General features: G+C 67.0%; 14 protein-coding genes, 1 tRNA gene, 1 other RNA gene and 2 pseudogenes. 10 read left to right on the top strand and 8 right to left on the bottom strand.

Features of this window, described 5'->3' with window-relative positions; genetic code table 11:
* Positions 1 to 43 precede the first annotated feature (43 nt).
* From CV023_RS15425 to CV023_RS15435, 3 genes are all read right to left on the bottom strand, one after another.
* Entirely contained in the window at positions 44 to 838 is a 795-nt protein-coding gene (locus tag CV023_RS15425; protein WP_230747367.1) for a YidC/Oxa1 family membrane protein insertase, read from the bottom strand.
* 131 nt (positions 839 to 969) lie between these two features.
* Positions 970 to 1,275, bottom strand: a complete 306-nt coding sequence (locus tag CV023_RS15430) for a hypothetical protein (RefSeq protein ID WP_230747369.1) — start codon at positions 1,273 to 1,275, stop codon at positions 970 to 972.
* A 54-nt stretch (positions 1,276 to 1,329) separates the two neighbouring features.
* A complete protein-coding gene (locus CV023_RS15435; RefSeq protein ID WP_230747371.1) occupies positions 1,330 to 1,968 on the bottom strand; it encodes an endonuclease in 639 nt (212 codons plus the stop codon).
* Positions 1,969 to 2,113: 145 nt separating this feature from the next.
* On the opposite strand from CV023_RS15435, the gene CV023_RS15440 reads away from it, so the two are divergent.
* From CV023_RS15440 to CV023_RS15460, 5 genes are all read left to right on the top strand, one after another.
* Positions 2,114 to 2,749, top strand: a complete 636-nt coding sequence (locus CV023_RS15440; RefSeq protein ID WP_230747373.1) for a ClpP family protease — start codon at positions 2,114 to 2,116, stop codon at positions 2,747 to 2,749.
* A complete protein-coding gene (locus CV023_RS15445; RefSeq protein ID WP_230747377.1) occupies positions 2,746 to 3,327 on the top strand; it encodes a ClpP family protease in 582 nt (193 codons plus the stop codon). Before CV023_RS15440 ends, CV023_RS15445 begins: the two co-directional genes overlap by 4 nt.
* A gap of 103 nt (positions 3,328 to 3,430) precedes the next feature.
* The gene (locus CV023_RS15450; RefSeq protein ID WP_230747379.1) at positions 3,431 to 4,711 is read left to right on the top strand and encodes a sensor histidine kinase; all 1,281 of its coding nucleotides are present in this window, start codon (positions 3,431 to 3,433) and stop codon (positions 4,709 to 4,711) included.
* Complete coding sequence (locus tag CV023_RS15455; protein ID WP_230747381.1) at positions 4,708 to 5,382, top strand: response regulator; 675 nt, start codon at positions 4,708 to 4,710, stop codon at positions 5,380 to 5,382. Before CV023_RS15450 ends, CV023_RS15455 begins: the two co-directional genes overlap by 4 nt.
* Positions 5,383 to 5,501: 119 nt before the next feature.
* Positions 5,502 to 5,783 (top strand): SHOCT domain-containing protein, encoded by a 282-nt coding sequence (locus tag CV023_RS15460; RefSeq protein WP_230747383.1) that lies wholly within the window; start codon positions 5,502 to 5,504, stop codon positions 5,781 to 5,783.
* On the opposite strand, the gene CV023_RS15465 is transcribed toward CV023_RS15460, so the two are convergent.
* Positions 5,784 to 6,143 (bottom strand): helix-turn-helix domain-containing protein, encoded by a 360-nt coding sequence (locus CV023_RS15465; protein ID WP_230747385.1) that lies wholly within the window; start codon positions 6,141 to 6,143, stop codon positions 5,784 to 5,786. It abuts the gene before it with no gap.
* A gap of 195 nt (positions 6,144 to 6,338) precedes the next feature.
* Between CV023_RS15465 and CV023_RS15470 the strand changes: the two genes are divergently transcribed.
* Positions 6,339 to 7,367: an iron-siderophore ABC transporter substrate-binding protein gene (locus CV023_RS15470; protein ID WP_230747387.1), complete on the top strand. Its 1,029-nt coding sequence runs from the start codon at positions 6,339 to 6,341 to the stop codon at positions 7,365 to 7,367.
* 3 nt (positions 7,368 to 7,370) lie between these two features.
* Here the strand turns inward: CV023_RS15470 and CV023_RS15475 are convergent, their stop codons facing one another.
* The 4 genes from CV023_RS15475 to CV023_RS15490 form a co-directional block, all read right to left on the bottom strand.
* On the bottom strand, positions 7,371 to 7,883 hold the full coding sequence (locus tag CV023_RS15475; RefSeq protein WP_230747394.1) for a GbsR/MarR family transcriptional regulator: 513 nt from the start codon (positions 7,881 to 7,883) through the stop codon (positions 7,371 to 7,373).
* A complete protein-coding gene (locus CV023_RS15480) occupies positions 7,883 to 9,430 on the bottom strand; it encodes a L,D-transpeptidase (RefSeq protein ID WP_230747400.1) in 1,548 nt (515 codons plus the stop codon). Before CV023_RS15480 ends, CV023_RS15475 begins: the two co-directional genes overlap by 1 nt.
* 179 nt (positions 9,431 to 9,609) lie before the next feature.
* An RNA gene (ffs, locus tag CV023_RS15485) (signal recognition particle sRNA small type) lies at positions 9,610 to 9,705 on the bottom strand.
* 7 nt (positions 9,706 to 9,712) lie between these two features.
* Positions 9,713 to 11,200 (bottom strand): MFS transporter, encoded by a 1,488-nt coding sequence (locus tag CV023_RS15490; RefSeq protein ID WP_230747402.1) that lies wholly within the window; start codon positions 11,198 to 11,200, stop codon positions 9,713 to 9,715.
* 101 nt (positions 11,201 to 11,301) lie between these two features.
* Between CV023_RS15490 and CV023_RS15495 the strand changes: the two genes are divergently transcribed.
* From CV023_RS15495 to sfnG, 4 genes and pseudogenes are all read left to right on the top strand, one after another.
* A complete protein-coding gene (locus CV023_RS15495; RefSeq protein ID WP_230747404.1) occupies positions 11,302 to 11,718 on the top strand; it encodes a helix-turn-helix domain-containing protein in 417 nt (138 codons plus the stop codon).
* Positions 11,719 to 11,730: 12 nt separating this feature from the next.
* Positions 11,731 to 12,192 (top strand): annotated as a pseudogene (locus tag CV023_RS15500) (MmyB family transcriptional regulator); the annotation flags it as partial.
* Positions 12,193 to 12,345: 153 nt separating this feature from the next.
* A tRNA-Ser gene (locus CV023_RS15505) sits at positions 12,346 to 12,430 on the top strand.
* A 363-nt stretch (positions 12,431 to 12,793) separates the two neighbouring features.
* A pseudogene (sfnG, locus tag CV023_RS15510) lies at positions 12,794 to 13,923 on the top strand (dimethylsulfone monooxygenase SfnG).
* Positions 13,924 to 13,926: the final 3 nt, after the last annotated feature.

The raw sequence follows: 13,926 nt of genomic DNA on the forward strand, positions 1-13,926 counted from the left end.
ACTTTTTCCGATTTCGCAGTGATCGAGACGGACGAGGCTCCGCTCAGCTCTTCACCGGCTCGTTCGCGCCGAGGAGGCGGTTGAGCACCAGCCGTTCGCCGAGCGTCCAGGTGCTCGTTGTCAGTAGGTACAGGCCCGCGGCCAGCGGCACGAACAGGGCGATGATCGCGGTGATGAACGGCATGAAGCTCAGCACCTTCGTCACGCCCGAGAGATCGGGCATCGCCGGGCGATCAGCACTCGAGACCGCCGGCGACTGCGTGCTCGCCGGCTCCGGCATCGCCGGGGTCAGGAGGTGCCGGGAGAATCCGGCGACCACGGCGATGAGGACGACGAGCACGAGGTAGACGGTGATCGAGACCCCGCTGAGGTCACCGGCGCCCATGAGCGTAAAGAAGCTCGAACCCAGCGGGAGACCGAAGAGCGTGTGTCCGAGGAGTTCGTTGGCATGCCCGTTGACGAACGTATGGATGAAGAGCCCGTAGACGGCCATGAGCACGGGCATCTGCGCGAGCACGGGCAGACAGCCGGCCATCGGAGAGGCCTTCTCCTCCTTGTACAGTTCCATGACCTTCTGCTGCATGAGCTCGGGCTGCTTCTTGTACTTGGTCTGGATGGCCGTGATCTTCGGGGCCAGCCGCCGGCGGGTCATTCCGGCCTTGACCTGGGAGAGTCCGACGGGGATGAGCAGGCATCTGACGACGAGGGTGAGGACCACGACGGCCAGGGCCGCGCTCTGGGCTCCGGCGAGGGGTTCGAGCAGGGAGCTGAGTCCGGTGACGATCCAGTAGGCGGCGTCGACGAGCAGTTCGATGGGCGGGAATTCGTAGATGTTCATGGCGGTGCGTCCTTCGCTGAGGTGCGGTGATGGGCCGGTGGCAGCCATCGCCGGAACGACGCACAGAAGCACAACCTCGCCGAGGTGGGGGTGCAGTGGGAGTGAGAGCCCTCAGGCAGTCACACGGTCGTTCAGGCGCTGGCGCGAACGACGAGTGAAGGAGCTCTGGGCCGAGCGGTGCCGGGTGTTCCCGGTTCCTCGGGCATGCGGAAGTCACGGACCGCGGTCCGCTCATTCGGAAGGGTGGGCACCCGGGTGGCCAGAGAAAGCACCCTGACCAGGGCCGTCGATGCCCATGAGGCGATCGGGGCCAGCAATGCCGCGCCCAAGAGGACGAGCACGAGCATGTGGGTGGGGGACTGCGGGAGAGCCGAATCGACGTCGGAGACGAGCACGGCAAGCAGGAACTGCAGCGTCATCAGCAGATTCATCAGCATGGTCTCGTCCTCCTCTCCGTGGCCGATGCTAGCATGCGCACCTGCGCGGAGAGCTCAGTCCTCGGCGGCCTTGAGGAGATCGGGGTCCCGGGCGAGTCGCACGAGTGCCGCCGCCAGCCGCGCCAGGTCCTCGCCTGCGACCAGGTCGGCCAGCTCCTCGTCGCCCTCCGGCAATCCGGCAGTCTGCGCTCCCTTGCGGACCAGCGGGTCGAACGCCGGTCGCACCGTGGGCCAGACCTGCTGGACCTCACGCAGGAAGATGTTCGCCCCGGTCGGACCGACTCCGGTGAACTCCCGGAGCAGTGCGGCGATCCGGCGGGGCCGTCCCTCCGCCTCATCACGCAGCCGCCGCAGGTCTCCGTGCCACCGCTCGATGAGCAGTTCGGCGGCCTCTGCCAATCGGGTGGAGGTGCTCTCGTCATATCGGCGATAGCCGCCGCGGCCGAGCGCATCGACGCGCTGCTGCCACGTGCTCGCCCGCAGCCGCTGAGGTGTCCTCCAGCCCTTCGAGTGCAGCTCGCGCGCAGTGGTGAGGGCGATATCGGAGCCGATCGGCTTGGACAGCAGGAGGCTGAGGACGAGCAGCTGCCACAGTGGGGCCGGTTTGTCGCGCAGCGTGATTGCGGCGTCAGCGGCAAATGTGCGGCCGTGGGCATCGATGAGGCGTACGGCACGTTTTCGCTGAGTGCTCATGCCGCCGATCTTAGGCCGGTCCCGGGGCGGGCAGTCAAGAGCCGCCGGTGCCACAGAATCCGGGATCCATCCGCTCACAGCGGCATGGCACCGCCGTGAGCGGATTCGTGTTCCGCTGACCGGCGCACAAGGCCACAGTGAGGGCATGTACACACATCTTGCGCCATTCCTGCCGACCCTCTCCGACTCCGAGGACGATCCCGACACCAGCCCGATCCCCGAATCCCAGCGGATGCTCTACGCCTACCGCACCGTGGTCTTCACCGGGGAGCCGCGCGATGAGAACGGCATGGAGATCATCTCCCGACTCGTCCTCCTCTCCGCCGAGGACCCGCAGGCCGACATCCATCTGTGGATCAACTCGCCGGGCGGATCCGTGCCGATGATGCACGCGATCGCCGATACGATCGCGACCTTGCCGAACGACGTCGTCACGATCGCGTTCGGGTGGGCCGCCTCGGCGGGGCAGTTCGTCCTGTCCCTGGGCACCCCGGGCAAGCGCCTCGCACTCCCGAACGCCCGCATCCTCCTCCACCAGGGCTCGAGCGGAATCGGCGGGGCCGCCGCCGATATCGAACTCCAAGGCAGCGACCTCCGGGAAGTCAGGGACTCGGTGCTTCACCGTCTCTCCGCGGCGACGGGGCAGGACTATGACACGATCTTCGCCGATTCCCTCCGCGACAGATGGTTCTCCGCGACCGCGGCCCTCGAGTACGGACTCATCGACCGGATCCTCGACGATCCGGCCGAACTCCACGGAATGATCGGAGCACGCCGATGAGCCAGTACACGATCCCGAACGTCGTCGACCGCTCGGGCAGCAGCGAGAAGATCGTCGACGTGTACTCTCATCTGCTCGGCAACCGCATCATCTACCTCGGTGTGGGCATCGACGACGGGGTGGCGAACACGATCATCGCCCAGCTGCTCCACCTCGAGGCGAACAATCACGAGCTGCCGATCCACCTCTACATCAACTCTCCGGGCGGCTCGCTGACGGCGATGACCGCGATCTATGACGCAATGCGCCACATCCGCGCGACCGTGGCCACGACCTGTGTGGGTCAGGCCGCTGCCGATGCCGCGGTGCTCCTGGCCGCCGGTCAGCCCGGGCAGCGTTCGATGCTCGAACATGCCCGTGCGGTGCTGCGCCAGCCCTACGCCGAAGGGGCGCGGGGAACCATTCCTGATCTCATCCTCGCCGCCGATGAGATGTCCCGGCAGCGCCGTGAGGTCGAAGCCATGCTCGCCCGCGGCACCGGTCGCAGCCTCGAGCAGATCCATGCAGATCTCGATCGGGACCTCGTCCTCGACGCCGAGGCGGCCAAGGAGTTCGGGCTGATCGACCAGATCCTCTGAGGCCTCGCCCGGAGCAGGGAACCACGCGTACTCCGCGCAGAGGGCAGCGCGATACTCCCCGGGGATGACGACGCAGACCCGGGCGGGTGACTACGATCGGAGAATGAGCCGAACCCTGGGCCTGTCCGCGATCGCCCTGCTGCTGCAGCTGCCGTTCGCAATCGTGCTCGCCGCCGGCTCGGATGCCGGAATCGTCGCCGGCGCCGTCCGCATCGGCGTGGCCCTGGCCTCACCGCTGGTCTTCCTGATCCTGGCCCGCCGCCCCGGCTTCCGTGTCGCGGTGCTCGCGGGTCTCACGCTGCTCGACATCCTCGTCTGGGCGGCACTGTCCTCGGCCGTCGATTCTCCGGGCGACTTCGGCTTCGTCGCCGGCCACGGGAGCGGAACCGGGCCGCCCTGGTCACAGGGATTCGCCGGACCGGAGATGACCCCGTTCTATGCGGCCTACCTGTTCGCGATCGTCGCGGCCATGCTCGGCGGGCAGACCGCGCCGGCGATCGCTTCGGCCGCCGGGGTGTGGCTCGGTGCCCTGCTGATCGGTCCGCTGTTCGGCGTCGACTGGTCGGCCGGTCGGGTCGCCTCGGCGAGCATCGGCCTGGCCATCGCGGTGGGAATCGGAGCCTTCGTCCGCAGGCGACGCGAGACCAGACGGCGGGAGGCCGCGGCCACCGCCGCCCGCCACGCCGAGGTGGTCCAAGACGAACGCCTGCGCATCGCCCGCGACCTCCACGACGTCCTCGGCCACTCGCTGTCGCAGATCAACGTGCAGGCCGGGGTCGGTGAACACCTCATCGACCGAGACCCCGAGCAGGCTCGGGCCGCACTCGCGGCGATCAGACGGCTGAGCAGCACCGGGCTGAACGAGGTCCGGGCGCTCCTGCATACGATGCGCTCGGACATGACCGGCGCAGAGGGCAGCGAGGATGCCCCCTTGGCCCCGGTGCGCGGCCTCGACGACCTGCCCGCGCTGATTGCGAGCATGACCGGGGGACCGGCCATCGACCTCGACGACCGGCGACCGCTGGCGGCCGACGGCACTCGTCAGCGTCCGGGTGAGGCCGTCGGTGCCGCCGCCTACCGGATCGTTCAGGAGGCCCTGACCAACGTCGTCCGGCATGCTCGCGCCGAGGCCGCCCACGTCGAGATCGCCCGCACCGAGACGCGCCTGCACATCCGCGTCCACGACGACGGCACCGGGCTCGGCGAGGCGCAGGAGGGGACTGGGATCATCGGGATGCGGGAGCGAGCCAAGCTGCTCCACGGCACCGTCACAATCACCTCGGCGTCGGAGACCGGAACCGCAGCCGCATCCGGCACCGAGGTGGCCGCCGACCTGCCGTGGACGACGGCCGAGCCCGGCCGCACAGTAGAGGACGACCGATGACCGCGATCACCGTGGCAATCGCCGACGATCACCAGCTGGTGCGGGCGGGCTTCGCCTCGCTGCTCGACTCCGAGGACGACATCTCCGTGACAGTCCAGGCCTCCGGCGGTGAGGAGCTGGTTGAGAAGGTGCGGGCGACCCCGGTCGATGTGGTCCTCATGGACATCAGGATGCCCGCCGGGGACGGTCTGTGGGCGACCGAGGAGATCGCCGCGAACCCGCGGCTGGACGGAGTGCGGGTGGTGCTGGTGACGACCTTCGGCCTCGACGACTACATCGTGAGGGCCGTGCGGGCAGGGGCCAGCGGGTTCCTGCTCAAGGACACCGAGCCGGTCGATCTCATCCGTGCCGTCCGCGTCGTCGCCGCAGGCGAGGCGCTGCTTTCACCCGAGGTCACGAAGTACCTGCTGACACGCATGTCACTGGGCCTGCGAACCGGACCTGAGCACGGACTCGAGGCCCTCACCGAGCGGGAGCGTGAGGTCCTCGCCCTCGTCGGCCAAGGCCTGTCCAACGACGAGATCGCGGCCCGACTCGTTCTCTCACCGCTGACGGCGAAGACCCACGTCTCGCGGATCATGACGAAGGTCGCCGCCCGCGACCGCGTCCACCTCGTCGTCCTCGCCTACGAATCCGGGCTCGTCTCACCCGGCTGGTTGGGCGAGACCTGAGGGCGTCATCCCCGGGGAGCAGCCGCAGTGACTCCCGGCGGGGGATTCGCCGAGGCGGCCGAGAGCGAAGGATGGATGCCAGGTCCACGACACCCGTGGACACCTGACAAGGAGGCATCATGCATATGGAACACGGACCCGGTCTCTGGCCGTTCTTCGTCCTCATCCCGATCTTCTGGGTCGTCGTCATCGGCCTGGTCGTCACGCTCATCATCACCCTCAACCGTCGCCGCTGGCGCAATGCCGGGGGACCGCCGTGGGCGGATTCGCGCAACCAAGGCGTCAGGAGCGCCGAGGCGACCTTGGCCGAGCGCTTCGCCCAGGGGGACATCGAGGAGGCCGACTACCGGGCCAGGCTCGAGGTGCTGCGGGCCAATCGGCCCGATCCGGGCAACGGCTGATCAGGCCGCCAGAGACAGCTGCGCCCGTCCGCGCAGGGGAGCGGCGGGTGCAGCTGTCGCCCTGCCCGGAGAGCCCAGAGCGCTGAGCTGCAGGGATCCCTGACCGAGATCGCTCGCAGCGAGCACGAGGACCTGCGGGAGTTCGAGCCCGAGGACCACGGCGATCGCCTCGATGACCTCGGAGGAGGGGTCCTTGAGACCGCGTTCGACCTCGGAGAGATACTGGGTCGAGACCCCGGAGCGTCGGGAGACGGCGGCCAGCGTCAGAGCGAGGCCGGTGCGGCGCAGACGCAGCACCCGGCCCAGCGCCTCACGCCAGAGCAGCGGGGGAGTCCGATGGTCCTCACGATGTGCGTCCATGCTGCGAGCCTAGGGGCAGACGGGCGCGGCTGCGAGGGTTTCTGCTGTGAGCAGATGGACGCAGACTCCGAGCCGATCGACACGGGTTCGGAGACTCTTCTCACACAGGTTTCAAACTTTTTGAAACTTTAAGTTAGGCTGGCCTTTGTAAAACACGAGGGATCCCATGGAATCCCACTTGTCGAAGGGGCAGAAATGTCAGCTCAACTCTTGCGTCGATTCGCCGGCGCGGGAACGGTCATCGCGTTCGCGCTCACCGCAGGTGCCTGCAGCCAGGATTCGAAGGACACCGAGGCTCAGGCTGCGGGTGATTTCGAGCCGGTGACGATCGAGCACGCCTTGGGCAAGGCGGAGATCAAGACCGAACCCGAACGCGTCGTCACCCTCGGTCAGGGATCGACCGAGACCGCCATCGCCCTGGGCAAGACCCCGGTCGGCATGGAGGAATACGCCTGGGGAAGCGATGACTCCGGCTACATGCCGTGGATCCACGAGGCCATCGAGGAGAAGGGCGAAGAGCTGCCCGAGCAGTTCCAGGGCGACACGGAACTCGACGTCGAGGCGATCGCCGAACTCGATCCCGATGTCATCCTCGCCCCGTGGTCGGGCATCACCCAGGAGCAGTACGATCAGCTCACCGACATCGCCCCGACCGTGGCCTACCCCGAACAGCCGTGGACGATCGAATGGGACGAGCAGATCACCACGATCGGCAAGGCCCTCGGTGAGGAAGAGGAGTCCGAAGGGCTCGTCGAGGACATCAAGACCCAGCTCTCCGATGCCAAGCGCAATGAGTACGAAGGCCTGACCTTCTCCTTCATCTACAACTCCGGACCGGGCACCCTCGGCGTGTTCTACCCCAGCGAACAGCGCGTCTCGATGGTCTCGGCACTCGGGCTGACTCCCGACCCGGTCATCGACGAACTGAAGAAGGACTACGACGAACCGGGCACGGATTCGGCTCTCATCGGTCTGGAGAACGCGGACAAGCTCAACGACTCCGACCTCATCTTCACCTTCTACTCCGATGAGAAGAGCCGGAAGGAGATCGAGGGACAGAGCGTCTACGCGAACATCCCCGCGATCAAGGCCGGAGCGGTCGTCGCCCCTGATGACCAGCCCTTCGTCACCGGCTCGTCGATCATCAACCCGCTCACCGTCCCCTGGACGCTCGAGCGCTACGTGCCGATGATCGACGAGGCAGTGAAGAAGCTCGACAAGTAGAGTTCAGCGGTCTCGGCCACGGGCCGATTCGAGTTCGGCCCTGCGCCGGGCCCAGGATCCGGCCAGGTCGAGATCGTCGACGAGCCAGGACATGTAATCGTGCATATTGACCACCCGGGCATGGGCATCCGTGCCCGGGTGGACTGCATTCAGCGCCGAGGCGGCCAGATCCCGTTGGGCACGGAGGTAGGGCACCTCGCGGGCGAGGAAGCCGGCCCACACATCGGAGTCCATGATGAAGTGATCGGCCCGGGATCCCGGTCTCCTGATCCGGCGCACGAAGCCGGCACCGACCAGTCGCCTGGTCGCACTCGACACGGTGCCTGCGCTGATGCCCAGCGCCTCGGTCAGCTCCGCGGCCCGCACCCCCTCGGATTCGTCGACGAGGAGGTAGCCGGCGATCCGACCTTCGAGAACCGAGGCGCCAGACATCGACCACATCGTGCCGAACCGAGTGCTGAACTCGATCTGGAAGTCCTTCGCCGAGGCGGCCCCGGCCTCACCCTCGGAGCGCATCAGTCGAGTGCGCTCAGCTTCTTCCAGTCGTCCCAGTCGTAGACCCAGTCGGAGATGTCGCTGGCCTCGGTGGAGAGGCTGACATCGGAGCCGGTGATCTCGACGGGGTCGCCGTAGATCGCCGAATCGTAGTACTCCTTGGCACGTTCGGTGCTGAGGTTGATGCAGCCGTGGGAGACGTTGGCCGAACCCTGCGATCCTGCCGACCACGGGGCGGCATGGACGAACTCGCCGTTGTTGTGGATGCGCACCGCCCATTTCACATCGGTCTCGTAGTCCCACTGCTGGGAGGTCATCGTGTAGTCGGCGGCCTTGGCCATGACCACATGGATGCCGTTGTAGGACGGCGACTTCTGGGCGCCCAGGGAGGCGGGGAAGTCCATGATCTCCTTGCCGTCGCGGGTCACGGTCATCCGGTGGGTCTTCGCGCTCGCCTCGACGACCTGTTCCCGTCCGATCTCGAAGTCGAGGGAGAGGTCGTTCTGGCCGACGCTCGACTCACCGGTGGGGACGTTCTTCAGCGGGGCGTCGACGGAGACCTTCGAATGTGCGGGCCAGTAGTCCTTGGGGCGGAAGTGCAGACGTGACTCCGGGTCGTCGGGCAGCCAGGCCCAGGACCCCTTGACCTTGCGCTTCTTGCCGTCCTTGTCGGTGACCTTGACCGAGAGGCGGTGTTCGACGTCGTCGCGGTACTCCTTGGACACGGTCGATCCGAAGGTGAGGATGATCGGGGCGGCGACCCCGACGGTCTGGTCGTCGGAGAGGACGGTGCGCACGGCCATCGGCGAGGAATCGCTCGCTCCGACGTTCACGGTGGTGGTGAACTCGTGCTCCTGGCCGTCCTCGGTCGTCGCCGTCGCCGCGACCTCGTAGGTGCTGTCGGCGACGAGGTCGTAGTCGGAGATCCACGCGGTCGCATCATCGGGCGCCGCGACGGCGGACTTCTTCTTCTCGTCCGATTTTGCTGTCTCGTCGGATTTCGGTGTCTCGTCCGAATCGGCGGATTCGCTCGGCTCAGAGGATTCGCTCGGTTCGGCGGAGTCTTCGGTCTCGTCATCGGTCGAGCCGAGGGAGCCGGATCCGGCCTTGGCGTCCTCATCCTCGGCATCGAGTTCGGCGCCGGTGGAGTCGAAGAAGACCCCGGGGTCGGCCGAGATGCGCGGGTGTTCGGAATCGGTGATGGAGATGTCGGTGAATTTCGCGTCGGCGACGGTCAGCGAGATGCGCTTGCCCGGTTCGAGTTCGATGTCCGAGCCCGATTCGACGGCTTGGCCGCCCTGGGCGGAATCGCTCGCGGTGGGGGAAGCTGAGTCCGTGGGGGCCGCCGATTCGCTTGCGTCCGAGGTCTCGTCGTCTGAGTCCGCAGATGCGGCCTTCGCCTCCGCCTCGGAGACCGCACCGACGTGGAAGGTCGGCTCGGGAGACGCTTCGGCGGACTTCTTCGCATCATTGCGAGTGGAGTCGGGGTCGGAGCTCGAGGGAGTGCAGGCCGTCAGCAGGGCGAGCACCGACAGAGCGGCGAGCGCCCCTTGGATCTTCTTGGACAACAGGGAACCTCGTTCGAACACAGGGATGAGAGCTGCAGACCATGCTAATGAAGCCAAATCACGAAAGTATTAACGAAATGGCCTCGCAGCCGCGAAATTCGGCGTTCGGGACGTCGAAAGTCAAGGCTGACCTGGGCTGACAGCGACAAAGGGGAGTTGTGGAATTGTGACCTTGGGGGAATGAGGACTCCCCGTGCACCCGCCAGAGCTCGCTTACCCTTGCTGCCTTCCGGCCCTGGGGGAGTTCACAAGATGACGCCGCACGGGGAGCCAGCGACCAGTCTAGTCGAGAGCATCCCTGCCAGCCAAAACGAGGTCTCTCTCCCGCGTTCGCGCCCGCCTGCTCAGGCGCAGCAGAGCCAGCGCACCGGCCCCGAAGGCCAGGCTGAGGACCACCTGGACCAGGCAGGCGAGGGCGAAGGCGTCGTCGTAGCCGACGTCGAGGATGAACACGTGGAAGAGAGCGCCGAGGAGGGCCACCCCGACCGCGATCCCGGCCTGCTGCATCGTCGAGATCAGCCCACCGCTCAGGCCCGCGACACGGTCGGGGACCGCCCCGACGACCGTGCCCACGAGCGGACCGAACTGCAGGGCCTGACCGGTGCCGAGGCTGAGCGCCGGAATCTGCAGCCACAGGTTCCAGCTCGACTCCGGGGCACTCGCCGAGACCCAGGCGACTCCGATGAGGCTGAGCACCTGCATCGTCGTGCCGAGCAGCATCGTGCCCGGGCCGCCCAGCCTGCCGACGACTCGGGGGACGAGGAGGGAGACGAAGAGGAAGGCCGCGGCGAAGAGACCGAGGGCGATCCCGGAGACCCAGGCCGGATCCCCATGGCCGGTCTGCGAGGTCAGCGAGAAGTTGAACAGGAAGGTGCCGAAGCCGGCGAAGAACACCAACGCCATGAGCATCCCGATCCAGGCGGCGGGAACACGGACCACCTGCGGCGGGATGAGAGGGTCACGACCGGCCGCCTCGGCGCGGTTCTGCCAGATCGCGAACGCCGCCAGCCCGAGCACTGACACGGCCAGGAGGAGGCCCGGCAGCGGCAGCCACCCGGTGACGGGGCCGAGGGCGAGACCGATGACGAGGGCGACCATGCCGATGCCGAGCATGATCGCACCCGGCAGATCGAGCGGACCGGGGTGAGCGGAGCGGGACTCGGTGAGGCGCAGCGAGCCGAGGAATGCGGCCAGCGCCACGAGGCCGCAGGACAGGAAGGCCGCACGCCAGCCCCAGGTGTCGCCGAAGGCTGAGATCAGCCCGCCGCCGAGGACCTGCCCGCCGACGGTGCCGACGCCGGAGAAGGCGCCGAAGAGGCTGAGCGCCTTGAGTCGGGCGGAACCGGTCAGCGCATGTTGGAAGCTCGCGAGGATCTGCGGCATCATCACCGCCGCGGCCAGGCCCTGCGCGGTCCGGGCGATGAGCAGGGTGAGCGAATCGGGGGCGAGGCCGACGCCGAGGGAGACGAGGACGAGCGCGCCGGTGCCGATCGTGAACAGGCGGCGGCGTCCGAAGCGGTCGCCGATGCGCCCGCAGACGATCAGCCCGGCCGCGAAGGCCGCGGAGAAGAGCCCGACGACGAGCGCCGAGGTCGAATCATCGGCACCGAGGTCGGACTTGAGGGCCGGGATGGCCACATTCGACACGGAGAACATGAACGTTGCGAGGAACGCGCCGAGGTGCAGCGGCCACAGGGTCGGGGCCGGTACGGAGCCGGCCATCGCCTCGGCGTCGGTGGGCAGGACTGACTGCGTGGGGGAATTTCTCATGACTCCAGTCTCGGGGCCGGGATGCGGTTGTGGGAGGGCGTGCGGATGGTGTTGGTCGCACCACCTGGATGAGCCAGGCGGATCGGGCGGACAATGGAAGCATGGCACAAGTGAGAACCGAAGAGCTCGGACGATTCCTGCGCTCGCGGCGCAACCGTGTCCGCCCCTGCGATGTGGGCCTGGCCAAGGGCACCCGCCGTCGGGTGCCCGGACTGCGGCGCGAGGAGGTCGCCGTGCTCGCGAACATCGGCACCAGCTGGTACACCTGGCTCGAGCAGGGCCGGGAGGTCCACCCTTCCGAATCGGTGCTCGAATCCATCGCCGAGGCGCTCCTGCTCGACCGTGAGGAGCGTGCCCATCTCTTCCTGCTCGGCGGGTACCCGGACCGGGTGGCGAACCCGGGGGACTCGGCGGTCGGCGAGCAGATGCGCACCCTGCTCGACGAGCTGCTGCCGCTGCCGGCGATGGTCACCGACCCGAGGTACACGATCCTCGCCTTCAATTCCGTCGAACGGTAACTCGCCTCCGACCTCGAGGAGCTCGCTCCGGCCGACCGCAACTGTGCGATCCAGTCCTTCGAGAGTCCGGAATGGGCGCGGACGTTCCATTCCGACGACGGCCATCGGGCGCAAGTCGTGGCGAAGCTGCGTGCCTCCTATGCGGAGTCGATCGACGATCCGGAATGGTCGCCGCTGCTGAGACGGCTGCGGGCGCATCCGGAGTTCTGCCGCCTCTGGGACTCCGGGACTGTCGGTCGTTCGGTGGGGCGGGTGAAGACCATCGAGCACCCGTATGTCGGCACGCTCAAGCTGACGATGACGACGCTGATCGCCCAGGAGAACCAGCGGCTGACGCTCTCGGTCTACCAGCCGGTCGACTCGCTCAGCCGTTCGCGGCTGGAGACCCTGCACGGCTGGATCAACGACGGCAGCATCGAACGCAAACGCGCCGAGGCGGGCCCCCGGCGCCACCTCCACGCCGTCGGAGACTGAGCCGCCTGCGGCCGGGCGCAGTGCTCGAGGCGCTGTGCTCGGGACCGCGTGGCCGTAAGCGGGCCTGACTCATTCACCTCGCAATCGTGTGATGATTCACACTCGGCCACTGCGATTTCGCATTGTCGTCATGACTCGGATAAGCTGATTCGCGGAGGATTCGCCTAGTGGCCTATGGCGCTCGCCTGGAACGCGGGTTGGGTTAACGCCCTCAGGGGTTCGAATCCCCTATCCTCCGCGCGAAGCAGAAGCCCCGCACCCGAGACACTCGGGAGCGGGGCTTCTGCGCGTCCGCAGGCGCCCGGCCCCTCGGTCAACGCGAAATCCGAAAAGGTCGTCTCCGCTCGGACTCATCGGCGTCGGTCAACGCGAAGCTCGAATAAGTCGTCACTGGCGACGACTTATTCGAGCTTCGCGTTGCCTGAGCGGGTGAGCTGCCTGCGACAGTCTCGCGCGGAAGAGAATGCGTCCCCGTGTGACCCGATGCGAAGCAATGCGTCGATCGTGTGGGCTGGATCACCGGCGGTTCGTAGGCTGGCAGACACCTTCCGACGAATGAAAGGGGCCTGACGCCGCGACAGAGTCCAGCACCAGCACGTACATCTCCGCCAATCCCGTCTCCACGGGCGAACCCGAAGAGCTGAAATTCGCCTACTGGGTGCCCAACGTCTCCGGCGGCCTGATGGTCTCGAACGTCGAGCAGCGCACCGACTGGGGCTATGACTACAACGTCAAGCTCGCCCAGACCGCCGAGAACGTCGGCTTCGAATACGCACTCAGTCAGGTCCGCTACCTCTCCAGCTACGGGGCCGCCCAGCAGCACGAATCGACCTCGATCTCCCTGGCCCTGCTGCTCGCGACGGAGAGGCTCAAAGTCATCGCCGCCATCCACCCCGGCATCTGGGAGCCGATGGTGCTCGCGAAGTACATCCTCACCGCCGACCAGTTCTCGAAGGGCCGCGCAGCGATCAACGTCGTCTCGGGCTGGTTCAAGGACGAATACACGAAGCTCGGCCTGCCCTGGCTCGACCACAACGAACGCTATCGCCGCTCCGCCGAGTTCATCGAGGTCGTGCGCAAGCTCTTCACCGAGGAGAACGTGCGATACCGCGGCGACTTCTACACCGTCAACGACTTCACTCTCCGGCCCGGTCCCTATCCAGTCGAAGGTCGGCCCTACCCGGAGATCTTCCAGGGCGGGAACTCCACCGCCGCCCGCGACAACGGAGGTCGTCACGCCGACTGGTAATTCTCCAACGGCAAGGACTTCGAGGGCTTCCGCGAACAGTATGCCGATGTCACGAAGATCGCCGAAGCGAACAACCGGAAGGTCCGCTTCGGGCTCCACGGCTTCGCGACACCGAGGCCGAAGCTCGCGAACAGCTGCGCGAGATCATCGCCCACGCCGACGAAGGATCGGTCAACGGCTTCCGCAAGTCCGTGCAGGAGGCCGGCGCCTCGACCTCGGACAAGAAGGGCATGTGGGCCGATTCGAGCTTCGAAGACCTCGTTCAGTACAACGACGGCTTCCGCACCCAGCTCATCGGCACCCCCGAACAGGTCGCCGACCGGATCATCGAATACAAGAAGCTCGGTGTCGACCTCGTCCTCACCGCGTTCCTCCACTTCCAGGAGGAACTCGAGGCCTTCGGCAGGACGGTCATCCCGATCGTCCGCGAGAAGGAGGCCGAACTGGCCGAGAAGGGCATCCTCCTGCCCGCCGGAGCCTGAGCC

Source organism: Brevibacterium sp. CCUG 69071, assembly GCF_021023135.1.
Classification (GTDB): domain Bacteria; phylum Actinomycetota; class Actinomycetes; order Actinomycetales; family Brevibacteriaceae; genus Brevibacterium.